General features: G+C 60.1%; 22 protein-coding genes, 1 tRNA gene and 1 pseudogene. 4 read left to right on the forward strand and 20 right to left on the reverse strand.

The genetic code is table 11. The annotated features are described in order from the left end of the window. Positions 1-12: 12 nt before the first annotated feature. The 4 genes from THS5294_RS10875 to THS5294_RS10890 all read right to left on the reverse strand — a co-directional run bounded on the left by THS5294_RS10875 (position 13) and on the right by THS5294_RS10890 (position 7658). The gene (locus THS5294_RS10875; protein ID WP_158508596.1) at positions 13-2037 is read right to left on the reverse strand and encodes a tetratricopeptide repeat protein; all 2025 of its coding nucleotides are present in this window, start codon (positions 2035-2037) and stop codon (positions 13-15) included. A gap of 98 nt (positions 2038-2135) precedes the next feature. Continuing rightward, positions 2136-3161 carry a vWA domain-containing protein gene (locus THS5294_RS10880; RefSeq protein WP_058123782.1) on the reverse strand — a complete coding sequence of 342 codons (1026 nt, stop codon included), beginning with the start codon at positions 3159-3161 and terminating at the stop codon, positions 2136-2138. 555 nt (positions 3162-3716) lie between these two features. After that, a complete protein-coding gene (locus tag THS5294_RS10885; RefSeq protein ID WP_058123783.1) occupies positions 3717-6098 on the reverse strand; it encodes a YbcC family protein in 2382 nt (793 codons plus the stop codon). A gap of 3 nt (positions 6099-6101) precedes the next feature. Further along, positions 6102-7658, reverse strand: coding sequence for a proton-conducting transporter transmembrane domain-containing protein (locus THS5294_RS10890; protein WP_058123784.1), 1557 nt, complete (start codon positions 7656-7658; stop codon positions 6102-6104). 98 nt (positions 7659-7756) lie between these two features. Here THS5294_RS10890 and THS5294_RS10895 point away from each other — a divergent pair, with 98 nt between their 5' ends. Beyond that, positions 7757-8626 (forward strand): LysR family transcriptional regulator, encoded by an 870-nt coding sequence (locus THS5294_RS10895; RefSeq protein WP_058124175.1) that lies wholly within the window; start codon positions 7757-7759, stop codon positions 8624-8626. On the opposite strand, the gene THS5294_RS10900 is transcribed toward THS5294_RS10895, so the two are convergent. The 4 genes from THS5294_RS10900 to THS5294_RS10915 all read right to left on the reverse strand — a co-directional run bounded on the left by THS5294_RS10900 (position 8601) and on the right by THS5294_RS10915 (position 12818). Further along, positions 8601-9245 carry an ATP-binding cassette domain-containing protein gene (locus THS5294_RS10900; RefSeq protein WP_058123785.1) on the reverse strand — a complete coding sequence of 215 codons (645 nt, stop codon included), beginning with the start codon at positions 9243-9245 and terminating at the stop codon, positions 8601-8603. The two genes, THS5294_RS10895 and THS5294_RS10900, sit on opposite strands and share 26 nt — an antisense overlap. 1 nt (position 9246) lies before the next feature. After that, entirely contained in the window at positions 9247-10914 is a 1668-nt protein-coding gene (locus tag THS5294_RS10905) for an ABC transporter permease (RefSeq protein ID WP_058123786.1), read from the reverse strand. A gap of 85 nt (positions 10915-10999) precedes the next feature. After that, complete coding sequence (locus tag THS5294_RS10910) at positions 11000-12199, reverse strand: ABC transporter substrate-binding protein (RefSeq protein WP_058123787.1); 1200 nt, start codon at positions 12197-12199, stop codon at positions 11000-11002. A gap of 10 nt (positions 12200-12209) precedes the next feature. After that, a complete protein-coding gene (locus THS5294_RS10915; RefSeq protein WP_058123788.1) occupies positions 12210-12818 on the reverse strand; it encodes a CDP-alcohol phosphatidyltransferase family protein in 609 nt (202 codons plus the stop codon). 165 nt (positions 12819-12983) lie between these two features. Here THS5294_RS10915 and THS5294_RS10920 point away from each other — a divergent pair. After that, a tRNA-Ser gene (locus THS5294_RS10920) sits at positions 12984-13073 on the forward strand. 171 nt (positions 13074-13244) lie between these two features. Here the strand turns inward: THS5294_RS10920 and THS5294_RS18080 are convergent. After that, positions 13245-13836, reverse strand: a pseudogene (locus tag THS5294_RS18080) (DDE-type integrase/transposase/recombinase). A 113-nt stretch (positions 13837-13949) separates the two neighbouring features. Then, complete coding sequence (locus tag THS5294_RS10925; protein ID WP_058123789.1) at positions 13950-15092, reverse strand: alpha-D-ribose 1-methylphosphonate 5-triphosphate diphosphatase; 1143 nt, start codon at positions 15090-15092, stop codon at positions 13950-13952. Between the two features lie 49 nt (positions 15093-15141). Between THS5294_RS10925 and THS5294_RS10930 the strand changes: the two genes are divergently transcribed. Beyond that, positions 15142-15813, forward strand: a complete 672-nt coding sequence (locus THS5294_RS10930) for a DUF1045 domain-containing protein (protein ID WP_058123790.1) — start codon at positions 15142-15144, stop codon at positions 15811-15813. Here the strand turns inward: THS5294_RS10930 and phnN are convergent. From phnN to phnG, 8 genes are read right to left on the reverse strand one after another with little or no spacing between them, the layout of a single operon-like run. Next, the gene (gene phnN, locus THS5294_RS10935) at positions 15795-16340 is read right to left on the reverse strand and encodes a phosphonate metabolism protein/1,5-bisphosphokinase (PRPP-forming) PhnN (RefSeq protein ID WP_058123791.1); all 546 of its coding nucleotides are present in this window, start codon (positions 16338-16340) and stop codon (positions 15795-15797) included. The genes THS5294_RS10930 and phnN overlap by 19 nt on opposite strands. Continuing rightward, positions 16337-17020 (reverse strand): phosphonate C-P lyase system protein PhnL, encoded by a 684-nt coding sequence (gene phnL / locus THS5294_RS10940; RefSeq protein ID WP_058123792.1) that lies wholly within the window; start codon positions 17018-17020, stop codon positions 16337-16339. Before phnL ends, phnN begins: the two co-directional genes overlap by 4 nt. Positions 17021-17023: 3 nt before the next feature. Beyond that, positions 17024-17794, reverse strand: coding sequence for a phosphonate C-P lyase system protein PhnK (phnK, locus tag THS5294_RS10945; protein ID WP_058123793.1), 771 nt, complete (start codon positions 17792-17794; stop codon positions 17024-17026). After that, complete coding sequence (locus THS5294_RS10950) at positions 17791-18648, reverse strand: alpha-D-ribose 1-methylphosphonate 5-phosphate C-P-lyase PhnJ (protein ID WP_058123794.1); 858 nt, start codon at positions 18646-18648, stop codon at positions 17791-17793. The genes phnK and THS5294_RS10950 overlap by 4 nt, the downstream gene beginning before the upstream one ends. Then, on the reverse strand, positions 18645-19238 hold the full coding sequence (locus THS5294_RS10955; RefSeq protein ID WP_058123795.1) for an HAD family hydrolase: 594 nt from the start codon (positions 19236-19238) through the stop codon (positions 18645-18647). The genes THS5294_RS10950 and THS5294_RS10955 overlap by 4 nt, the downstream gene beginning before the upstream one ends. Next, positions 19235-20326 carry a carbon-phosphorus lyase complex subunit gene (locus tag THS5294_RS10960; protein ID WP_058123796.1) on the reverse strand — a complete coding sequence of 364 codons (1092 nt, stop codon included), beginning with the start codon at positions 20324-20326 and terminating at the stop codon, positions 19235-19237. The genes THS5294_RS10955 and THS5294_RS10960 overlap by 4 nt, the downstream gene beginning before the upstream one ends. Further along, a complete protein-coding gene (gene phnH / locus THS5294_RS10965) occupies positions 20326-20889 on the reverse strand; it encodes a phosphonate C-P lyase system protein PhnH (RefSeq protein ID WP_058123797.1) in 564 nt (187 codons plus the stop codon). Before phnH ends, THS5294_RS10960 begins: the two co-directional genes overlap by 1 nt. Then, the gene (gene phnG, locus THS5294_RS10970; protein ID WP_058123798.1) at positions 20889-21344 is read right to left on the reverse strand and encodes a phosphonate C-P lyase system protein PhnG; all 456 of its coding nucleotides are present in this window, start codon (positions 21342-21344) and stop codon (positions 20889-20891) included. The genes phnH and phnG overlap by 1 nt, the downstream gene beginning before the upstream one ends. An 81-nt stretch (positions 21345-21425) precedes the next feature. Here phnG and phnF point away from each other — a divergent pair, with 81 nt between their 5' ends. Then, a complete protein-coding gene (gene phnF, locus THS5294_RS10975; protein WP_058123799.1) occupies positions 21426-22151 on the forward strand; it encodes a phosphonate metabolism transcriptional regulator PhnF in 726 nt (241 codons plus the stop codon). Here the strand turns inward: phnF and THS5294_RS10980 are convergent. Both THS5294_RS10980 and THS5294_RS10985 read right to left on the reverse strand, forming a co-directional pair. Then, positions 22148-23152, reverse strand: a complete 1005-nt coding sequence (locus THS5294_RS10980) for an endonuclease/exonuclease/phosphatase family protein (protein WP_058123800.1) — start codon at positions 23150-23152, stop codon at positions 22148-22150. The genes phnF and THS5294_RS10980 overlap by 4 nt on opposite strands. Continuing rightward, positions 23149-24186, reverse strand: coding sequence for an ABC transporter ATP-binding protein (locus THS5294_RS10985; RefSeq protein WP_058123801.1), 1038 nt, complete (start codon positions 24184-24186; stop codon positions 23149-23151). The genes THS5294_RS10980 and THS5294_RS10985 overlap by 4 nt, the downstream gene beginning before the upstream one ends.

Raw genomic sequence — 24186 nt, forward strand, 5'->3', positions numbered from 1 at the left:
ACAGAAATAAAACTACGGCGTTACGCGCGATGTTAGCGCGTCTGCACGCTGTTGTAGCGGCGTGTCTTTGACACGCATGACGATTGGCGCGAGTTGCGCTCGAGCACGGTCCATTTGACCCGCTACAATCAGAGCTTCCACCAAGTTCAACTCAATCTCAGGTGCGCCACCGTCGGCGGCAAGTGCGGCGGCTTCCAACCGTTCCAATGCTAATTCCACATCCCCCTCGCGCAGGGCGATCCATCCCAATGTATCAAGAATGGCCGCGTTGCCCGGTTGAAACGCCAGTGCCTTTTGCGCCAGGTCTTTCGCCTCGGACAGGTCGTCAGCGCGGACTGCCAAGAACCAAGCCAATTGGTTCAGCGCGATGTAGCTGTCTGGCTGCACGGATAAAAACGCACGGTACGCGGCCTCAGCGGCTGCGTCCTCACCCAGCGTTTCACCCAAAAGGCCTAGCCTAACCAAGACATCGGGGTCCTTACGGATTTTGGCGGCAGCCCCATAGGCCTCAAACGCGTCGCGCGCCTCACGTTGCGCAAAGAAATGATTACCGCGCATGACCTGAACCACCACGAAATCGGGCGCAATGCGGGCCGCACTATCTAGCAGATCAATCGAAGGCGCGCCCACACGTGCAGCCGACTCTGCGGCGAAAAATGCCGCCAAAACGTCATTAGGATTGGCCTCAGCGATCTGGCGCAATTGCGGGGCCGCCCCGCCCGTGAGGGACAGACGCAAAAACAACGGCCCCGCCATGGCACGCGCAGTTTCCGGTGCAATGGTGGCCAAGTCAGCTTCGCTCAGACCATCAATCGCAAAGCCCGGCACGGCGTAGGACGCCATATTTAGCGCAGCCAAAGCTTGCTCAGGGGCGCCGTTCGCAAGGTGCCCGTAGGCCGCGAATAAGGCTTGCTCAGCGCCCTCCTCCACGAGCCCTTCGGGAGCATCACCGCCCAACGCCAGCGTTGCTGCCGCGACGCCCAAGCGCCCGGCCGGTGTTTCTGCAATCCTCTCGAATGCGGACAACGCCGCTTCGGCATCCGACTGCATCAGCGCGAGACGCCCACGTGCAAGATACCGCGAGGTCCCCTCCTCCATCTTAAGGATACCCGCCTGAGCCGCATCAGCATTGCCCGCTCGGAGAGCCGCTTCAACCCGAAGCATTGCCGCGTCCGGAATTAAGCCCGCGTAACGATCCAGCACAGCCCGCGTATTTTCAAAATCCCGAGCCTCAATCAGCGCCACAGCAAGACCACGCGCGGCATCTGCGTTATCGGGCTGCACAGCTAAACACTTTGAAAAGCTTTGCGCCGCATCCACAGGTTGTACCCGCAACATATCTAACCGCCCCAAGCCAAGCAGCACATCGCAAGCGACAGGATTGATCTCAACCGCGCGGGTCAGCGCGCTTTGGGCGCGATCAAGAAAGCCCGCCTCCGCTAAGGTCGCGCCGAAATTGGCCCAATAGGTCGCGCCGTCGGGCGCCAGTTCTGCGGCCCGCTCCATATGTGTCAAAGCCGCTGCAGGACCATCGCGGCGATACACAACTGTCGCCAACACGTTGTGCGCGTAGGGGTGCGATCCATCAAGCGCGACGGCACGGCGAGCCGCCATCAATGCGCGCTCCAGTGTACCCTCCTCGCGGGCGATCAAGGCTCGTGCGATCAACAACTCCACCTCAGGAAGGCGCGCATCGCCCACCGCATCAGGCTCCAACAACGCGCGCGCGGCTTCGACGTCGGATTGCACCGCCCTCAGGATAGCGAGCAAGACCCGCGCCATGCCGTCAGCGGGATTGAGTTGCAGCAATTCTGTTGCGCGGGCTTCGATGCCACCCAAGTCCGCCCGGCTGCGCAAGCGCTCGGCCAAAATATCGCTGTTCAACCGTGTTTGAAACGCCGGTCCCTGCGTCGCACCATCAAAGGGCTGAGCGTTCTTCCACATCAGTGGATCAACAATCCCGGCCGTCGCAGGCTGCCACGCAGAAGACAGCAGAAACGTTGATATTACGAAACGAAGGGCGGCACGACGCGGCATGAAAATTCCTAACTTTATAAAATAATCAAAGCGTAACATCAAAAACCGCCCGCGTGAAAGCCACACGGACGGTTCATTTGCTTAGTTATCCACGTGGCTTAGCCGCGACGACGCCGCGCAACGCCAAAACCCGCCAGAGCCAGCCCCAAGAGCAGGCCAGAAGCAGGAAGTGGGATTGGCGCAGTTGGGTTACCCCCGCCGCCATTGGTTGTCCCAAACAGGGTCAACGAAGAGGTCGCCGTTGTTTGATCAGAGAATGTTGCCACAGCCGTCCAGGTGTTGGCACCAAGCTTCAGGTTATACGCAGGCACCTTGAAGTTACCCAGTGCGTCAACCGTCCCCGCAAAGGTGTTGCCATCGGGATCAGTGATCTCAACCCCATCAACACCAACCAGAACGCCGCCAGAATTTCCGCCAAAAATATCGACGATGTCCTGAGGATTGTTGGAGAAGTTAACGAACGTCCCGCCACCAGCGGTTGCGACTGCGGCCAGTGTCGAGTTGGCAGCCCCAGGGAAGCCTACTGTATTCACCGTGTAGCCATCTGCCAGCGCAGCCGCTGCAGCCGCGACTGCCACCGACTGTGTGCTGCCTCCGTCCGAAATCAGCAAGATTTGCTTGCTGGTTCCCGCACGACCGTTTGCATCAAGCTCTCCATCCGCAGTAACGATCCCGTCGCGAATATCGGTGCCGCCGCTCGCCACGATGGCATTGATCGCGCTGGTCACGCCCGCGTCTGGAATTGGTGTCAGCGTTTGCCGCACAAAGCCGGAACTTTGGAACTCAACCACGCCAACATTGGATCCAGCAGGCAAACTGTTCACCAAGGCGTTCGCTGCTTGCTGCTGAAGAATGTCGCGCCGGACCGAGCTGCCATCGGGCAAGTTAACGAAAGCCCCCATAGAGCCTGACCCATCGAGCGCGAGCACGAGATCAAGACCGCCACCAACAACGCCGGACGCGTTGGCTTGCCCGTCGGGCATTGTCATCGTTCCGACAGGAAACGACGCCCCATTGGCCGGGTTAAGCCACCCGACAGAACCCGCCGCATGAGCGGCGGCCCCAAATGTTGTCAGCGCTAGGGCGAGCACTCCCCCGCGCACTAAAGATATGCTAAAATTCATAAGACCACCTTCCAATTACTAATCACGCGAACTCACAAAAGGCCGATTCGCTGTAAATGTAGGTTAACAAATCACTAAGCCGTTTCCAAAATTAGAATCAATTTTCACGGAACTTCCACGGACGCTGACAGATCAACATACTTTGAAAGACTCTGACTTCAGAGACACAAAGACAGCATAATTTATTTTTTAACAAATATTAACAACACTATATCATGAATAATTAACGTAGATACCTCCGCTTTCTCGGGAGTATCACATTAACCAAAGTTGCATAGATGAGGCGGTTTGACTGCAAATTCTGGCGCCGATTTCACCTTCAATTCAACTCACAGCCGCCAAATTTTACGCTCCGCGTATTTTCGGAGCACGAGTGGTCTCACCAACCGACCGAAACATATCTTAAGATAAAAACCATAGATCAAAACGTAACTTTCTAGATCTACAATCACGCAAGGGCACAACGATCGCATCCCACCGAGCGCTCTTAAACACCCACCAAGACAGCAAAAGGGGGCAGTCAAAGACCGCCCCCAATCCGAAAGCCTCTCAGGCTTATTCGGCCGCCATCAAAGCCGCCTGCCCGCCTATCTGGCTCCAATTCCCATGGCCATCGTAGCGGGCCGTGATCTGCCCCTCATCATCCATGGCCAAGAGGTGCAGCCACTGGTTATCGAACAGGTCTGCGACGCTGGGATGTTTTTCCAGCACCGCGTTCATATCCTCGATCGGGGCCGCAATCACGACCGACAGCCGAAGCGGTTCATGCCTGAGCGTGTCGCCATCATGCACCGATTGCAGGGGCAGTCCGGCGCGTAGGTTTCCGCCGTTGCCTTCGACCACGCCAACACCGCCGGTGATATTGTGCACCAACTTGTTGCCACCACCAAACGCCTCAGGTGCGACCGCCGACCCGTAGTACTGGAGCGATATCCAGCTCGCGACGACAACGGGCGCGGTCAGGATCAGTTCTAGCACCCCTTTTTCAGTATCCGCATGGTGGTTGTAGGTATGCAGAAACGCCTGCCCCCCAAGATCTAAACCGCGCGTCAATTCCCGTGGGGCTGCGATAAACTTGGAACATCCGGCAAGCCCCCATTCGGGCCGGACCTGCGCCCAGTCCAAACCGCGCGCAATCAAATCGGCCTGCGTTTTGGCACCCGGCAGGCTACCTGCCCGCTCTGCGCGTGCCTCTGCCCCCGCAGCCTTGAGCCAGAGCTTAAGCCGCTTGATGTCGTCGCTGTGCATACCCGCGTCGATATCCGCGTCGAACATATCCACCCGGTCAGAGGTTGTGTGATGTAGCGCACCCACGAACAGTGTGTCGGCCGGCACATCGATCTGCGCCCGCACCTCTGGATCGTTCAGTAGTTGGGCGAGGATCCGGACGTTGACCTCCCCCGTGTTGCCACCGCAAGCACCGCAATGCATCGCGCTCTCAAAGGGGGTGTTCACGACTTCGGCCCCATGCCCCGTGATCATGACCACCCGCGCAAAGGGCGCGCGTAATGACATTGCACCAAGGACCGTCTTGGCCGCTGTCACCTTGTCCTCAAGGGACAAATCCGTAGTCAGAACCGGGACCGGACCCCCTGCGACCTTGGCAGGCGCACCAAAGGTGTCTTTGATCAATTTGGGCAGGTATAGTGGCCCTGCGGCCTCAACAAAGGCAAAGGACCCTACAGCCGCCTGCCGAAACCGGCCCCACGCCCGTTTGGCCCGCGCCGCAAGCCTCAGCTCCGTGTCTTGCTCGGCGGAATGGCCGCTTTTGGCCCTAAGCGCGGGGGACAACAGAACCGGCGCAAGCGCTTGGGTCACATCCGACGCGACCGGTTGGTGGGTGATTGTCAGCCCAAAGAAGCCCGCGAAGCCAACGGTTTCGACCTCATCGCTTTGATTTTCGAGGGCACGCCGGAACACCTCGGACCGCACGTCGATGCAGAACGCGGCCTGAACCGCCGCCCGCTCAGGCCCCGCAACAGGAGTGCGGCTTGCCATTTGCGCGACCAGCTTGCGTTGCGCCGCCAGTTCCGCCGCGAGTTGCAGGGCACAGTCGATCCGATGATCTGCCGTTGGTGCCAGCGGCTTGGCATATTCAGCCAAAGCATCCAGCCAGACTGCACCGATTTCTGCGCGGTACATCTCAAACAACGCGGCCTCCCACACGATCCGAATGCACAAAAGGTCCGTCACAGCCTCATCCCGCGCGCCCGATTGCTCAGCCGCCCAAGCGTCCCGCCGCGCGAGTTGCGCCCAACCGCCGAGGGTCGAAAGGAGCCGGTGGAAGTACAGCTCCGCCTCTTGTGGCATCACGCCCAGCGTTTCAGCCGAATACGCCAGTGCAAGCGCGCCCGACGGGGGCAGGTTCGAGACGTACTCAGAGAACCCCTTAAGACCTTGGATCTCCGGGGTGATGTCCCGTTTGGCAAACCCGTGCCACGCCGGAAACGCAGCCATCGCAGGAGCGGGCCAAAGGGCTTGGCCGGCGTCAAAGTGGCTCGCGGCCCAATGGCCGATCCGCTCTTCGATCAGGCGCGGCCAATCAATGCCAGACACATCCGCCGCTAGGCCCGCTATAGTTGGCAAAGCGACAGGCGCCGGGGAGGTATGTGACGACGCGGCCTCATACAAGTCTGCGGCCGTCGCGGGCAGCCCGTCGGGGTTGGCTGCGATGGCGGCATCCAAATCCGCCAGCGTAATGTCGCCCTTGTCGATCTTGGCGACCAGATCCGCGCGCAGTTGCGTGACCCGGACACCTGCGACCTTTTCCAACCGTGCCGCCGTCAGCATCAAAGGCTCAGAGGTTTGGCCCAGAAAAGGGTTCACCGCGACGGTTTCCGCCAAGGCCCACATGGGCGGGATGGCGCGCGATGCGATGTCCGCTTTTGCAAACAGTTCCAGCGTTGGGCCGTCAAATTGTGTGTTTTGAACCAGCATATCTTAGGCACCTTTCGCGTCAGATTTGGACCAGCTGCCGATCATCCGATCAAGAACAGCGTTGAGGTAGAAGCCGTTGGAAATATGAACCCGCAGGCCCTGTGCCGCCGGGTGATGAACCCACAGCGGGAAACACGCCTGCGCCATCGCAAGAAGCCCGAATGAGATCACCGTGATCCCGATCAGAAACCACCCCAATGCACCGGGGATCGGCGCAGGCGGAAGCGTACCCGCGGTGATCCACACAGCCAATGTTTGGAGTGTAAAGTAGCCAATCGTGGTCGCAAGCGACGCGATGGCCATCCGCCGGGTCAGGGCTTTGGGCGCGGTATCCGCCAAGCCTTGGGCCAGCATATAGGCCACGCCAAACACGAGGACCGCACCCATCGCGAGGGCCTGGGGCGACTTGCCGCCCAACCCAAAGAGCGTTGCGATGGCGGCGAAAATCACCACCGCAATTCCAAAGGCCCGCAGCACCGCACGCCCGTTGGGCACAGCCACCGGACCGGGCCGCGGGATGGCGGCAACCGCACCGACCGCCCCGCCCGAGGACAAAAAGGCGTGCGCCTTGTAGAGCGAGTGCGCGACAATGTGCAAAAGCGCGAGAGCAAAAAGACCCAGACCACATTGCAGGATCATAAAGCCCATTTGTGCGATCGTGGACCATGCCAGTGCTGTTTTGATCGCGGGCTGGGTCAGCATCACGATGGACCCAATCAGGGCTGACGCACCGCCCAAGAACACCAGCGCCGAGAGCAAAACCGGGTTCAGCAAGATCAGGTCGGCAAAGCGGATCAATAAGAAACCGCCCGCGTTCACGACACCTGCGTGCAGCAAGGCGGACACCGGTGTGGGCGCCTCCATCACTTCGGTCAGCCAGCCGTGAAAAGGGACCTGCGCCGAGGCCAACATCGCCGAAATCGCCAAAAGGATCGCGGCAAAGGTCCACATCCATGTGGTCTCAGCCTCCGCCAACAGCGTGGCGATATCACCTGTGCCAGCAGCCGCGTAAAGCATGACCCCCGCCAGAACCAACGCCCCATTTGAACCTTTGTTAACCATTGCCTTCTTGCGGCCAGCCAGTTGCGCGCCGGTCCGTGTGGCATAGGTCAGAAGCAGCCGCTGTACCGCGACCCCTGCCCCAATCCAGCCCACAATCAACTGTACGATATTGCCCGCCGTCACCAGCAGAAGGACAGACCCGAGGGCCACACCGAGCCAGCCCATGAAGGCGGCCTGTGTTTTCTCTCCGTCCATGTAGGTGCGGGCGTAGCGCGACACGACCCAGCCGATAAAGCTGACCAACAGGGCCATCGTCAGCGACACCGCATCCAACCGGATCGAAAAGCCCAACTCCGCAAAGCCCAACAACGCCGAGGTCTGCGGGCCCTGCCCGATCACGATAGCGGCCCCCACAACACATACGGTCAAAGCCGCCAATGCCGCACTCTCAACCACGCGCAGGCTTTGGCCCCCGCGTGCCGGTGGGCGCGCAAACATCAACCCGCCCCCTGCAAGTAAGATCAACGGCGCGAGACCGAATAGGATGACACTGGACATGGACGCTCTCCTCACTGGTGCTTGGGAGAGGATGTAGCGGCAGCCATATCATTTAATAAATACATTGTTTATCAGATATCATTCTGTTTAATAGAATGATGGCTGAACTCAACTACCACCACTTGCGATATTTTTGGGCCGTGGCACACGATGGCAACCTCACCCGCACGGCGGAGCGGTTGAACCTGTCGCAATCCGCGCTTTCGACGCAGATCAAATCTCTTGAGGCCCGCTTGGGCCACAAGCTGTTTGAACGGCGCGGACGACAGTTGTTACTGACCGAAGCGGGGCGCATTTCACTTGAACATGCCGATACGATTTTTGGTGCCGGCGAAGAACTTTTGAGCACTCTCAAGGGCGCAGGCGCATCGCAGCAGGTGCTGCGCGTGGGGGCTTTGTCCACGCTCTCGCGGAACTTTCAGTTACAGTTTTTGCGGCCCCTTCTGGGGCGCCCCGACGTTGAGATTATCCTACGATCAGGGGGCGCGGCTGAACTGTACCCTGCCCTAGAGGCGTTGAACCTCGACGTTGTTCTCACCACCACTCCGCCATCGCGCGACGCGGCGACCAAGTATTTGGCACATAAGCTAGATAGCCAGAATGTGGTCCTGGTGGGTAGCCATGCCCGTGTGGGCACAGGCTGTGATATCCGCGATTTGCTGGCAGAGCATCCGGTGATCTTGCCCACCTTCGAAAGCTCGATCCGCCCCGGGTTCGACGCCCTAATGGAGCAATGGAACATTCGCCCCCTGATCGCAGCAGAGGCCGATGATATGGCAATGATCCGACTGTTGGTCCGCCAAGACGTTGGCTTGGCAGTCATCCCGCCCATCGTGGTCGAGCAGGAAATTCGCGACGGACGGCTGCAAGTTGCAGGCGATCTGACGCTGCGGGAGGATTTCTATGCGGTCACGTTGGAACGTCGGTTTCCCAATCCGCTGATTACCGAGCTGCTTGGCCGCTCCTGAGATGCAGGACCTCACCCCCGGCGGCCTCCGCATCCTGCGCGTCATGCGTGACCATAATGACGGGCAATTGCTTGGCCCGCGCGCGGGAAAACACAAGGTCCCGCATCTGATCGCGCAGTGCGGCATCAAGGCGCGAAAACGGCTCATCCAGCAACAGCGCCTCAGGCTCCGATAGGAGCATCCGCATCAATGCCACGCGCGCACGTTGACCGCCCGAAAGGGTCGCGGGGTCACGATCTGCGTAGCCGGCAAGGTCGATCTCAACCAACGCTTGGTCCACAACATCGCGGCGGTTGGACACCCCAGCCGCCAGGCCAAAGGCCAGATTGGCCCCAACCGACAAATGTGGAAACAACAGGTGGTCCTGGAACAGAATGCCCAAACGCCGGGCCTCTGGCGCAAGGTTGGTGATATCGCGCCCCGCGAGCTCGGCCCTGCCGGTCGCTTGAAACCCAACGGGCAGCGTCCCTGTCAGCCACGCAAGCAACGTTGATTTCCCAACGCCAGAGGGCCCCATGATCGATAGGACTGCACCGGGGGCGACGTCCGCGGACACGGCCAACATCGGCGCATCCGCGCCCGGTGCTGTGATCGTCACATCTGTTAGTTTGAGCCCCATTTTAGCCCCCCCGCATGCCCCTGCGCCGCGCATAGATCATCGCGGGCAAGGCCAAGGCAAGCGCAAAGGGCAACAAGGCCGCCCCGGTTTGTGCCAGACCCCAAACTCCGATAGCGCGCCGATCCCCACCGGCGGCCAGAGCAACGGCTTCGGTCGCGAGGGTCGAGACACGGCCACCTCCGACCAAAAGTGTGGGCAGGTATTGCCCCACGCTGACCGCAATCCCAACGGCTGCAGCGGTCAAAAGCGGCGCCAACAGCATCGGCATACGGACCCGCCACAAAACCCCATTAGGCGAGGCCCCAAGGCTAGCCGCAACTGTCGCCTGCCGTGTATCCCATGCGCGGAACGGGTCTGCGAACGCGAGGAACACGTAAGGCAACACAAAAACCAAATGCGCCGCGATCACAGGCCACAGCCCTTTGTCCCACCCCAGCCAAAGCAACAGCCCCTGTAGCCCCGGCAAGAAGGCCACCTGCGGCACGATCAGGGGCAGATATAGCACCCAAAGGGCGGCGGGGTTCATCGGGCGACCCTCTCGGTGCTCCGCCTCAAGGCAGCCGATGACCAGCACAAGCGCGATCAAAACCGCAACTGCCGCGATGAATAGTGTCACGCCCGCCACCTCAATTGCCTCTGGCCCATGGCGCATCCAGCTGGAGAATTTGATTGTTTGAGGCCAAGCTTCCGGAAAGCGCCAGCGCCCCGCGAACGACCACACAGCAAGGCCCGCAAGCCCGGCCAAAACCGCCGCACTACAGGCCACGGCAGCGAACTGCCCCACCACGCGCAGCGGCCAATCGCGACGCAGGCGTCCTCCACTGGTGGCCCACGCCTGCCCCCATTTGGCTACTGCCCACTCAGCCACGCGCCACGCCCCCAAGGCAGCCCCAACAAGGCCCAGTTGCAACAATGCCCCGGCCGCCGCCTGCATCCTTAGCATCAAATCAGGATCGCTCATCCAACGTACAATTTGCACCGAAAGCGTGGGCGGCGTGTTGGGCCCAAGGATCACCGCGACATCAACCACACTCATCCCATAAGCGAGCACAACATAAACTGGCAGGCGAATTTGCGCATAAACCGCCGGAAACACCGCGATCAGCCACCCCTTGATACGGCCATACCCCAAGGCACGCGTCACCCGGGCGTATTCCACATGATGCACTTGGCTCAGCGCGGCCAAGGTCATTAGCAGCAAAAACGGCATCTCCTTGGCGATCATCCCCGCCATCAATGTCGCGCCCCAAGGGTCTTGCACGATCAACAGGTCAGGCGGGCGTGTCCAGCCTGTGGCCCATGGGGACATCAACCGCGAAAGCCAGCCCGAGGGAGCCACCAGAAAAGCCAAGCCAAAGGCCGCCGCCGCATGGGGCACCGACAACAGCGGCGACAACAATCGCTCAAGCCATTGAAAGCTGCGCGTGCCGTGCCACCCCGCAACAATCAAGATCACAAGCAAAAGCGCCACAAGCGTGCTGATCACACCCACTGACACGGACAGCCAAACCGCGCGCCCAAGTCCCGGCCAGTCAAACAATGCCTCCCACGCGATGAGCGACATGCCCACGTGGCCTGCGGCAGGCAAATGCCCAAACGCAGGCATCACCGTGCCCCAAAGACCCGCCGCCACCGGCACCAATAAAGCCAGAACCGTGATAAACGGCACCGCCCTTAGGCGACGACCGCTTGCGAAAAGGGGCCGCCCATTGGGCCGCCCCTTCGCGTTATTTGAAATGTTGGCCGACACGCTTTTAGTTGGCGACGCCGTAGCGATCGATCCATTCGGCCTCAATCTTGGTCATCCACGATGGATGCGGCTCGGCCAGAACCTGCCCCAATTCAGCGGGCGACAGGGTCGCGATACCCAAATCTAGCGCCTCAAACGCATCGGCCTGCGCGGGCGTCAGTTTGTCCATGTCCAGCACCGTGCCGTAGCCAAGAATGTTTGGATCTTGGGCGCGCAACTGCGCCTCGGCCGACAAAAGCGTGTTCGCAACGACCATTGCCCCTGCCTTGGAGCCAGAGTTGTACGGGATCGCAACAAACGACGCGTTGCCCAGTGTGCCGCCGTCCAGCACATAGGTGCGCACGGTTTCGGGCAGCTGATCATTGGCGATAGCGGCCGAGGCCTCACCCGGTGAGAAGGAAATCGCGAGGTCTGTTTCGCCATCATTGATCAGCTGTAACTGACGTGGACCTGTTTGCGGGTAGGCCCGCCCCTGACGCCATAGATGCGGGGTCAACTCCTCGAGGAATGCCCACATCGGCGCGGTCACAGCGTCAAAATCATCGCCCGCAGGGGATTGTAGGACGGATGCGTCGTCGACCAGCTCAATCAACATTTGCTTAAGGAACGTTGTTCCGAGGAAATCGGGCGGTTGCGGAAAAGTGAACCGACCGGGGTTGGCTGCGGCCCACGCCAACAAAGCTTCAGCGGATTTTGGCGGCTCTGGCAGGGTCTCTGTGTCGTGGATAAACACCACCTGCGCCATGGCCCATGGACTCTCATAGCCTTCGGTCGGAACGGTGAAATCGGTTTGGACTGTCTTGCCGTCCACATCCACCAACGACCAGTTCGGCAAATCTTCGGCGAAGGGACCGAACAGCAGGCCCGCCTGTTTCATCGAGGCGAAATTGGCCCCGTTGATCCAGATCATATCGACCGCACCATCGGTGTCTTGGTTCGCGGCTTGCTCGGCCAACACCCGGCTGACGGCGTCGGCGGTGTCCGTCAGCTTGACGTGTTCCAGTGTCACGCCGTAGTCGGCCTGCACCTTATCACCGATCCAGGCGATGAAATCATTCGTCGTGGTAGAACCGCCCCAAGCGTTCCAATAGACGGTCTGGCCACGAGCTTCGGCCGTGACTGCATCCCAATTTGTAGGGTCCGGATCAGCGAAGGCGGGGCTGGTCAGCGCGAGCGCGGCTGTGACGCCAAGAAGATGTTTCATGTAGGTCCTTTCAGTCAGTGAACACCGCGCGCGCAAGCAAAACGCGTGATCCGGCGGTGATGAAGCAAAGCGCGCCAAACACCCAAGCGAGTGGCGCGAAATATGAAGGGAACAGGCATAGGGCGACGAAGAACGCGATGGTTTCAAATCCCTCAAGCAGCCCGCCCGTAAAGTACAACGATTTGGCGCCGCGTTTTGTGGTCTGCATCCCGCGTTTTTCCGCGAGGATCGCGTAGCCCAGAAACGAGGCCCCATTGATATAGAAACTGGTCAGCAAAAAGGCCCCTGCCGCGCCGTTCGTACCTGGGTCCGCAAGGACAAACGCCAAAGGCACCGCCCCGTAGAACAGAAAATCACTCGTGATATCGAGGTAGCCGCCAAAGTCAGTTTTCCGCGTAGCGCGAGCAACCGCGCCATCCAGACCATCTGCGATCCGGCTCAGCAGCAGAGGCACCAGCGCCATACCCGGCGTACCGATCGCGATCAGAACAGCCGACAAAAGCCCCAACCCCAGCCCAACCAGAGTGACCGTATCAGCCCCAACGCCTGCCCGCGCCAACCCCTGCCCCAAACGATTGAGCGGCGGATCGATCAGCGGACGGATTTGGGCGTCAAACATGGGACGTCCTATGGTTGGAGGCACGTTGGGCGTCCGGTGTGCAACGGCCACGCGCACAAGGCAAGATGGACACACGCAAGTGTGACAAAATCTTGGTGTCGGAATGGGCCATTGCACCTCTGGCAGAATCGGACGCGCTGCCGTAACTCGTTCTCACCACAGTGCGGAGACTTGGCAGAGTGGTCGAATGCACCGGTCTTGAAAACCGGCGACCGTTCACGCGGTCCGAGGGTTCGAATCCCTCAGTCTCCGCCATATAAACTTCGCAAGTCGTTGTTTTTATTTTGAAATCCGAATTTCACAAAGTTGACAGATACAGCTCAAGATACACTTTGCGTCTTGCTTGGACTGTGCATCAAAAAGATGCCGCCCTTGTGCTGTTGGACCAATTCAAACCCGTCGCAGTTCACTGCGGAATGCGTGACCTTATCCAGAACAATGCGGGCGCCACTCTGAGAGAGCTGTGGTTTGGTTGAGCTTGAAATTGTCGCGTGAGCAGAGATGGCGTTCCTGATTGAAATGGTTTTGGACGGATGACCGCACTGAGACAAATTTTTGCAGAGATCGCATTTGCTTGAAGCGCAGCACCATCCGTTCTGGTCCTCCAAATGGCAGGTGGGAATTCTGAGCCCGATTATTGCCCCATCGGTCCTTTTCCGACATATCCGCGACGCCGATCACTTTCATTGCGGGACCATAAGAACCCCGTTTTACGGTCTGGGCGCTTGGTGACATCGCTTTCTAGCAGCTCGCTTTCATGATCAACCGCCCGCCAGAGAGAGTGCGTCTCGCCGTTGATCTGTACGAAAACCCCGTCTAGGTGCCTCTACCTGTTTGAGTAGGAGCGCATTCTACTCATCCGGCCTCTTTGGGTCTCAGCCGCGAGCATGGCACCAAATCTGCTCCAACAAAACCCGACCATTTCGAGGCTGATCTTGATCCCGCGCTCATGCAGCACGCCTTCGACATTGCGCAGTGAGAGCGGACACCGAAGGTACAGCATGACCGCCAAGCAGATCGTCTCAGGGCTGGATTGGTAATCGCGAAATGGAGAGCGTTTTGTTGTTCAGCAAAACTACGAAACCACCCTGCCCGCCTCTAGCTCGTGTTGTCTGACAGTGCAGCCTAGCTTTACCCGACCCGCCGACCTTGGCTCCAGGCGCCGCGCAAAAGTGGTGTGCTCTCGACTGGCCGTACCCGTAACACATCGCCGCGAAGCCCCTTTTGCAACATACCACGGTCCGACAACAACACCGCATTTGCTGGATTTTTGGTTACTGTCGCAATCGCGCGCGGCAGATCATCCCAGATTGCGGCCAGTCGAAACGCGGACAACAGCAAGGCGGCAGGCACATAGTCAGAGGACACAATGTCCAACAGGCCCAATCGCGCCAGATCTTCAGCAGCGACATTGCCGGAATGCGATCCGCCGCGGATCAAGTTCGGGGCCCCCATCATCACGGCGATCCCTTTCGCGCGACATGCCTCAGCCGCCTCAACGGTGGTCGGAAATTCAGCAAAGCCCACGCCGTTTTGCGCGGATATGGCGACATGCTCCGACGTGGTATCATCGTGGCTGGCCAAAACAGCCCCAAGGCGATTGGCCTCCGCCACAGCACCGGTCTCATGCTTGGCCCCATACCGCTTTTGCAAATCAAGCAGGTTGTCCACGTGGGCCGCGAATTCTACATCGTTCATGCCGCGCTTTTTGGTCACATAGGTCTTGAGGGCGGTCAAATCGCGGAATTGCCGCTGTCCCGGTGTGTGGTCCATCAGGCTGACGATACCGACGCGGTCCTCGGGCCCGAAGGCGGCGAGTTCCTCCAACAACGTCTCGGAGCACACCTCAGCCCGTAGATGGAGGAAATGGCTGATCTTGAAATAGCCTGCCGCACGGGCCGCCAACAACTCATCGGCCAATTTGCGTGCATAATCGACATAGCGCCCCTTACCGCTATGGATGGAGCCCACGCGCATCGCATCAAACACCGTCGTGATCCCCGTGGACGCCAATTCCGCGTCATGGGCAATCAAAGCGGCAAGGTGGGGCCAATCGACTTCGGGGCGGGGTTCGATATGCCGCTCTACGTTGTCAGTGTGCAGCTCAACCAAGCCGGGCATCACATAATCACCGCCGCAGTCAATTGCGCCTTCGGGCATCGCATCCCCCTCGGCCACATCAGCGATGATACCCTGTTCGATGGTGACCGCGCCGGTGATGACCTGATCGTCCAAAACAACCTGAGCATTGGCAAGGATAAGGCTGCCTGACATATCGCTGTCATAAGTCTTTGCCAAAGACGGCGGAGAAAAGGGAGAGTTCATGTCATACACTCGATTTGCGATTTATTATGTGCCACCCGAGGGCCAATTGGCAGACTTCGGTGCCACGTGGCTGGGATGGGATTGTGTGCAGGGCGCTGAGACCCGTTTGCGTGATGTGCCCGGTTTGCATGACATCACTATGACACCGCGCAAATATGGGTTTCATGGAACGCTGAAGCCCCCCTTTCGGCTGGCTGAGGGGCGGGACCAAGCGGGCCTGATGGCTGCGGCCTCTGTTCTGGCGGACCGTCTGCACCCCACGACCTGCGAGGGGCTGGAGTTGAACGCGCTGGGTCGGTTTCTGGCACTGACGCCCTATGGCGCGATGGCGGCGCTGCGACACTTGGCCGAGCGTTGTGTGATTGATCTTGACCCGTTTCGCGCCCCGGCGACGGTGGCCGAACTGGAACGCCGCCGCAAATCGGGCCTGAGCGCGCGCCAAGATGCGCTGCTCATCCAGTGGGGTTATCCATACGTGATGGAGGAATTCCGCTTTCACCTGACGCTGACGGGGCAATTGCCCGCAGACGACGTGCCTGCGTGGCAGGACACCATCAAAAGCCACCTGCCCCACCTGCCCCAGCCCTTTACAATTGATCAAATCGCCCTGTGTGGAGAACGGGCAGACGGACGTTTTGAGGTGATCCAACGCTACACACTCACCGGTTGAAGAGCCGTGACAGCACATGTCACCGTGTCCGACAGCGCGCCGTCGTTTGATACGTGAATGACCTCAAGCCCCATGGGCAATGGTCTTGCCGCCTGCGCCAAGCGGCCCGCAATCTGCTCTGGCGTCTCACGGCCACGGGCGGTGAGCCTCTGGGCCAAAGTTTCAGGCAGCGCGGTGATGTTCAGCACCACCATATTGGGGAACAACTCAGCCGCTTCAGGCAAGGCTTTGCGTGAGAAGTTCACGAGACAGTCCTTGCCTCGCTTGAGGTGATATTTCACGATCACGGGCACACCGTAGAACAGCCCATGTGCGCCCCAACTGATCGTAAACGCGCCGTTTTCTTTCATGGCCTCAAACTCAGCCTCGGAAACCGCGTCAAAATCTTCCCCGCCCAAGTCGGGTGCGCGCGTAATAACTCGGCGCACCAAATGGGTGCGCGGGCGGCTTTCATGGATGCCAAGCATAACGCTGTCCTTGCCGACGCCAGAGGGGCCAACAACCGCAATGAGACGTCCCTGTGTCATGCAACCATCCCCGGCGTGAATGTGCGCACATCGATCTCTCGGTCGCAGACGCGGGCGCGCGCGGCCTCATCGTGGAAAATCCCGATGATTGCCGCACCGCGCGCCTTGGCCTCTTCAATCAGTGACAGCACGACCTCACGGTTGGTGGCATCCAAGCTGGCCGTGGGTTCATCCAACAGCATCGCGGGATAGGTATGGGCAAAACCGCGCGCTATGTTGACGCGCTGCTGTTCCCCGCCGGAAAACGTCGTGGGCGAGAGGCTCCACAGCCGCTGGGGGATGTTGAGTTGCTCCAGCAACGTCTCGGCCCGCGCCTGCGCATCCTGCGCCGACTCGCCCACCACGCGCAGCGGCTCAGCCACCACATCCAGCGTCGAGACGCGCGGGACCACGCGCAAAAACTGGCTGACATAGCCCAACACCTCACGGCGCAGGGCAATCACGTCACGCGGCTCCGCCTGTACCAGATCAACGCCGCCAATCCGGATCTCGCCCGCTTGGGTCAGATAATTGCCGTAAATCATACGCATCAGGGTGGATTTTCCCGCGCCCGAATTGCCGGTCAGGGCGACACATTCCCCCGCAGCCACGCTGAAGGAGACGTTGTTCAACACCTCAATCACGGCGCTGCCTTGGTTGTGCAGTGTAAAGGTCTTGGAAACATTCTTAAGGTCAATCATGGCTCAAACCTGCAAAACGGAGCTGACGAGGAGTTGGCTATAGGCGTGCTGCGGGTCATCTAGAACTTGGTCCGTCAGGCCCGCCTCAATCACGTGGCCCGATTTCATAACCATCAGGCGATCTGCCAACAATCGCACCACCGCAAGATCATGGGTCACGATGATCGCCGACAGCCCCATGTCGCGCACCAAACCGCGCACCAAGTCCAACAGCCGCGCCTGGACCGAGACGTCCAAACCGCCCGTCGGCTCATCCATAAACACCAATCGAGGGCCGGTAACGAGATTGCGCGCGATCTGGAGCCGCTGCTGCATCCCGCCCGAAAACGTCGTGGGGCGGTCATCGATGCGCCCAGCGTCAATCTCAACCCGCTCAAGCCAATCGGCCGCCTTGCCGCGGATATCGCCGTAATGACGCTCTCCCACGGCCATAAGCCGCTCTCCCACATTGCCGCCGGCACTCACCCCCATGCGCAGACCGTCCCGCGCGTGTTGATGGACAAAGGCCCAATCCGTCCGGCTGAGCATGCGGCGTTCGGGCTCTGACATGGTGACGGTGTCCGTTGGACCAGCCACACGCGTGTCGAACACGACCTGTCCCGCGTCGGGCACCAGGTGCCCGGCCATACAGTTCAGCAAGGTGGATTTGCCGGACCCACTTTCGCCCACGATCCCCATTACTTCACCGGGGTACAGGTCGAACGACACATCCGCACAGCCGATATGCGCGCCGTAGCGTTTGGTGATGCCTTTGACTGACAGCAAAGGTGTCATGCTGCGTCCTTTCCTTTGTGGCCCGCCGCCTGACGTGCCTCGCAATAATCCGTATCGGAGCAAACGAACATCCGCCCGCCCGTGTCATCGACAATCAACTCATCCAGATAGCTATCCTCAGCCCCGCACATCCCGCAGGGGTGATCGGCCTTGGACGCCTCAAAAGGATGATCCTCGAAGTCCAAACTCACCACTTTCGTATAGGGGGGAAGCGCGTAGATCCGCTGTTCCCGCCCCGCGCCAAAAAGTTGGATGGCGGCCATATCGGCCATCTTGGGGTTATCGAATTTTGGAATGGGCGAAGGGTCCATCACATAGCGACCCTCAACCCTGACCGGATAGGCATAGGAGGTCGCGATATGTCCGTGGCAGCTGATATCTTCATAGAGCTTCACGTGCATCAGCCCATATTCCTCAAGACTGTGCATCTTGCGCGTCTCGCTTTCGCGCGGCTCCAGAAACCGTAGGGGCTCTGGGATGGGCACCTGATAGACGAGGATTTGCTCCTCGCTCAGCTGATCCTCGGGGATGCGGTGGCGCGTCTGAATGACAGAGGCGTCCGCCGTGGCGGTGGTTGTCGCAACCCCGGCTGTCCGCTCAAAAAAGGTCCGGATGGACACCGCATTGGTGGTGTCATCCGCGCCCTGATCGATAACCTTGAACGTGTCATCGGGGGTCAGCACTGCCGCAGAAACCTGCACGCCACCCGTGCCCCAGCCATAGGGCATTGGCATTTCGCGCGACGCAAAGGGCACCTGATAGCCGGGGATCGCAAGCCCCTTGAGGATCGCGCGGCGAATCATCCGCTTTGTCTGTTCGTCCAGATAGGCGAAGTTGTATGCCTGATCGGTCATAGAAGCCCCCTTGCTTTCAAACCACGTTCCAGCGCGTCGGGGCCGGTAAAGCGGATCGCATCCATGCCCGCAGCCTGCGCGCCGATGCAATTGTGCAAACCATCATCGGTGAAAACACAGTCCTCCGCCGCGACCCCGGCCACGGAACAAAAATGCCGGTAAATCGCCACGCTTGGCTTCACCATGCCGATTTGGCCGGACACCACTGTGGTTTCAAACACCTCGGCCAATTCGGGGTGCGCCTTGCACCCTTCTGGCCATGTTTCGGCAGACCAATTGGTGATCGCAAAAACACGGACCCCGGCCTGTTTCAACGCATAGAGGATATCCCATGTGCCCGTGATTTTGTTGGGGACGGTTTGCGCGTACCGCTCAACGTATTGGGCCAGCCGCTTGCCATCCTCGGCATCGGGCAAGGCATCCGCGGCACCCAGAAAGGAGGCCCCTGCGTCACAGGCAAAGTTCAATTTGTCGAAGTTGATGCGGGTTAAAAAGGCCTGCGTCTCGGCCTCTCCCATCTCATGGCTCCATGCGAGCATCGGGTTCCAATCCACAAGGACCGCGCCGATGTCAAAAACGACATGTTTCATTCCGCAGCCTCCTGCACGTGGCCCGTTTCGGCCTCACGGCGCAGTTTGCGCACCAATTCCAACTCCGACTGAAAGTCGACGTAATGGGGCAGTTTGATATGCTCCAAGAACCCTGTCGCTTGGATGTTGTCCGCGTGATAGAGCACGAATTCGGCGTCCTGCGCGGGTGCGCCGACGAAGTCTTCGCCCAACTCTTCCCAACGCAACGCCCGGTCCACGAGCGCCATGGAGATCGCCTTGCGTTCGGTTTGGCCGAACACCAATCCATACCCACGGGTGAATTGCGGCGGCTCGGTTTTGGACCCTTTGAACTGGTTGACGGTCTCACATTCCGTCACCGTGACCTCCCCCACCTCAATGGCGAACCCCAGCTCGGGGATTTCCATCTCGACCGGCACGGCCCCAATGCGCAGCTCCCCCACAAAGGCGTGGTTTCGCGCGTAGCCGCGTTGTGTGGAATAGGCGAGCCCAAGGGTGAAGCCCTCATCCGCGCGGGTCAGTGCTTGTAGCCGCAGGGCGCGGTCGGCGGGCATCTCCAGCGGCTCACGCGTCAGGTCCGGCGGGGGCGTGTCGTCGTGCGGCGCGCCCTCAATCAGCCCCTCCCGGTTCAAAAATTCTGACACATGGGGCACGTCCTCGGCGGTGATGCCGGAGCGTGTGGGCGCCTGGGGCACCTCACCATCGGCCGCAAGTTTGAAATCCAGCAGACGGTGGGTGTAGTCAAATGTCGGCCCCAGAACTTGCCCACCAGGCAGGTCCTTGAACGTGGCCGAGATGCGGCGATCACAGGTCATTTTGCCCGTGTCGACCGGCTCTGACGCGCCGAACCGGGGCAAGGTCGTGCGGTAGGCGCGGATTAAAAAGATCGCTTCGATCAGGTCGCCACGCGCCTGTTTGATCGCCAGCGCCGCAAGGTCCGGATCATAGAGCGAACCCTCCGCCATCACCCGGTTCACCGCAAGGCTCAGCTGTTCGCGGATCTGAGCAACGCTGAGTTCTGCGATATCCGTGTCACCCCGGCGTTCTTCGGCCAGCCATGCGTGGGCGTTTTCAATGGCCCGCTCACCCCCTTTGACAGCAACGTACATTACATCACCTCCGTCGTGCGCGGCAGCGCGGCAAACCGGTCGCCACTGGTGAAAAGGAAATCCAACCCCAAGGGGAACAAAGTTGCGTTCGCCTGAAACGCGGCGACCTCGGGCAGTGACAGCGCCGCGCGACCCTTGATGCCCGGACCTTTGAGGAGGGTGCCAGAGGCAGACAGATCCGTACGCTCCACGATCAACGTGGCAGAGCGGTCTGGGTATTCAGAGGTGCCGATGCGGTAGGCCGACAGCGGCGCCAGCGCGTCCCACGTACCGATGGCAAACATGCAATGAGCAGGGCCCGCAAAGGGCGCGCCCGTGTGAAAGGCCAACCAATTGCGCACGGCGTCGCAATCGCATGCGCCCGCCAGATACACGGGCGTGTCCGTATCACATAGGGTCAGCAGCACAGCACCGGCGGCGGGGGACAGGGGCGCCGGCGGAGTGGCGCCTGCGATATCGTGGATCGTGCCGGGGCGGGCCATCGCCTCCATCACGCTGCGAAAGGCGTGGGCTGATTGGATGGCCGGGTCCGCGAAACCGCCCGAAAGTATCTCTGCCTGCATCAGTCTTCGCCCCGTACCATGGTGAAAAAGTCGACCTTTGTGGCCGCCGCCTTTGCGGCGCGTGCGGCTTTGGCTGCCGCTTGTTCCGCTTCCAACGGATCAATCACTTGGGCGCGCAGGACCTCTGCCTTGTCGGTTTGCATCAACGCATCAACCAAGGCCGCCGCCTGCGCATCGACCTTGTTGCGGCCCTTGATGTAGGCATGTCCGACCTCGCCCGTGTCGAGCGTCAGCGCGCAACGTGTGATCGTCACTTCGCCCAAATTGAACGGTGCGCCTGTGGCCCCTGCCCGCGCACGCACCATCGTGCTGCCGATTTCTGGTGCGCGCAGCCACGCGAATTCGGGGCGCGCGATTGCAGCGTCCAGCAATTGCGCGACCCGCCCCTCAGACGCCTTGGCCAGCACGCTCATCCACGCTTTGCGAGGATTGATTTCGTCGACGGTATCTTTCATCTCGACAACATTCCGCATATCTATACAACTATACTTATCTTATCACGACCACGTAGCAGCAACAGCGGAGAATTGTGAATTTTGCGTGACACATCTGGCAAGACCCCGATCTGGAAGGCCATCGCCGATGCCCTGCGCGTTGACCTGTCGGAGGGACGATATGGACCAGGAGATAAACTCCCGACCGAGACAGCCCTCGCGGAGCGCTTTGCCGTGAACCGTCACACCGTGCGCCACGGGATCTCTATGCTGGTGGAAGAAGGACTGTTGCGCACCCGGCGTGGTTCAGGCGTTTTTGTGGCCGCTGTGCCAACGGATTACCCCATCGGGCAACGCGTTCGGTTTCACGAGAACCTGATTGCCGCTGGGCGACGTCCCGACAAACGGATCCTATCGGTCGAGACCCGCGCCGCAACACGCGGAGAGGCGGAGGCGTTGCACCTGTCTGCGGGCGATCCGGTCTGTTCCTATCACGGGCTATCGCTTGCGGATGGCCAACCGATTGCCGTGTTTGAAAGCCTCTTTCCCCTGCCCCGTCTGACGCAGATGCCAGAGGCCCTAAAAACCACCAGCAGCGTCACAGAGGCCCTGCGCGCGGCAGGCGTGGCGGATTACACCCGCGCCTCAACCCGGCTGACGGCAGTGCGCGCAACGGCGACCCAGGCCTTGCACCTGATGCTGACAGAGGGCGATCCGCTGTTACGCTCCTCCGGCGTTAATGTGGATGAGACAGGGATACCCGTCGAATATGGCCGCACATGGTTTGCAGGGGACCGCGTCACACTGACCCTTGAGGGGGCGCGTTAAGCAGGACCCGCCGACACCCGCGCGACAACCGCGTCATGGTCCGACAAGGGGCGGCCCGTTGCATCAAGCGAGGGCAAGATCCCGGTCGCAACACAGGTCATGTCGCGCCCACACAGCCAATCAAGCTTCATCTGGCGATCAGGATGCTGGGTCAACAGGCTGGGGCGCGTGGTCATGCCCTCCGCCGTGAACGACCACTCATACCCGCGCTTTTCCGCCCGCTGAAACAGCGCCTCATCTTGCCAATCATAGTTCGGGGGCATGTGATTTCCGGTGTTCAGATCGCCGCCAATGATAACCGGCAGACCCGGGGCAAAGGCGTCCACCGCATCCATCAGCCGATCAAACTGCTCCGCACGATGCGCGCTGCCCGCGTTGCTTTCTAGATGCGTTGAGACCACACAAATCGGCCCATCCGCACCGAGCACGACAGCGGCAATCGCGTTGCGCCCACCAACCCGCGGTTGGTTCCTGTCACCGCCGAATTCGGGCACGAACCAATAGCCGTGATCATCCAGCCGGATCATCGTCGCCTTCTCAAACGGCACCGCACTCAGGATGGCATTGCCGTGCCAGCCCCGCGCGTTGAAATCATCATCGCAAAAGGCGCGCTCAATCTCACTGCCCAAGTCCATCTCAAAGAACTCAACACCAAAGGCATAGGTCATGCCGAGGCAGCGGGCGACATCGGCGGTGGTGTGGCGTTGTTTGGTCCGCGCCATGCCGTGATCCATCTCGGACAGCAGGACAATTTGCGGAGCGATACCGGCCATGTGGGCGGCAGTATCCTCGGGGAAAAGACACCGCTCAAGGTTCCAGGCAAGGACAGTAAAGGCCGCAGGCAACCGCTGCATTGAGGCCGCACCGCCCAGTTGCACCGCATTCAGCGCCTCAAACCGCCCCAACAGCGCGCGATGCGCATCAGGGGTGCGCGGTGCGGTGGCAATCTCGCTCACCTCACTGCCTGAAATCAACTTTAGCTCCGGCACATTGGGGGTCATATCCGGTTTCCTTCGACCGCATCAAATAGACATAGCGCGTCGGGCTTCACACCCACGCGCAGAGGACCGGTCTGCGCGACGCTTTCGTTGGCGACATGCACCGTAACCGCCTCTTCGCCCAGCTTCCCGTGCAGCAGGCGGTGCGCGCCCAACTCCTCAACCAAATCCACGTGAATGGTCAGATCACCCTCAGGATCTGGACTGAAATCCTCAGGCCGAATGCCTGCGATTACCTTGCCACGATGGGGCGCGGGACCGAATGAAACACCCTCCAGCATCACCTGCCCCCCGTCCACGACCGCAGGCAGCAAGTTCATCGGTGGCGCGCCCATAAAGGACGCCACAAAGGTGGTGGCCGGGTTGTGATAGACCTGCGCCGGAGTGCCGATCTGCTCGACCCGGCCCTCATTCATCACGATGATGCGGTCTGCCATGGTCATGGCCTCGACCTGATCGTGGGTGACATAGATTGACGTCACGCCCAACCGCCGCTGAAGCGCCTTGATCTCGATCCGCATCTGGTTGCGCAATTTGGCGTCCAAATTGGACAGCGGCTCATCGAACAAAAACAGGGCCGGATCGCGCACAATCGCCCGCCCCATCGCCACGCGCTGCCGCTGCCCCCCGGACAATTGGCTGGGCTTACTCTCCAGATAGGGCGTCAGGTTGAGCATGGCGGCGGCCTCATCCACCTTGCGCGCAATCTCGGACTTAGCAGTACCGCGATTTTTGAGGCCATAACCGATATTTTTGCGCACGGTCATGTGGGGGTAAAGCGCATAATTCTGGAACACCATGGCGATGTCACGATCGGCAGGGTCTACGTGGTTGACGACACGGGTGCCAATCGACAGATCCCCTGCCGTGATATCCTCTAGCCCTGCTACCATCCGCAGCAGTGTGGATTTTCCGCAGCCCGACGGGCCAACCAGAACCGCGAACTCTCCCTCCTTGATCGTAAAGTTCGTCGGCTTCAAAGCCTCAAACCCGTTGGGATACGTTTTTGTGATGCTGTTAAATTGAACCTGCGCCAT

The organism is Thalassobacter stenotrophicus (genome assembly GCF_001458315.1).
GTDB lineage: Bacteria > Pseudomonadota > Alphaproteobacteria > Rhodobacterales > Rhodobacteraceae > Thalassobacter > Thalassobacter stenotrophicus.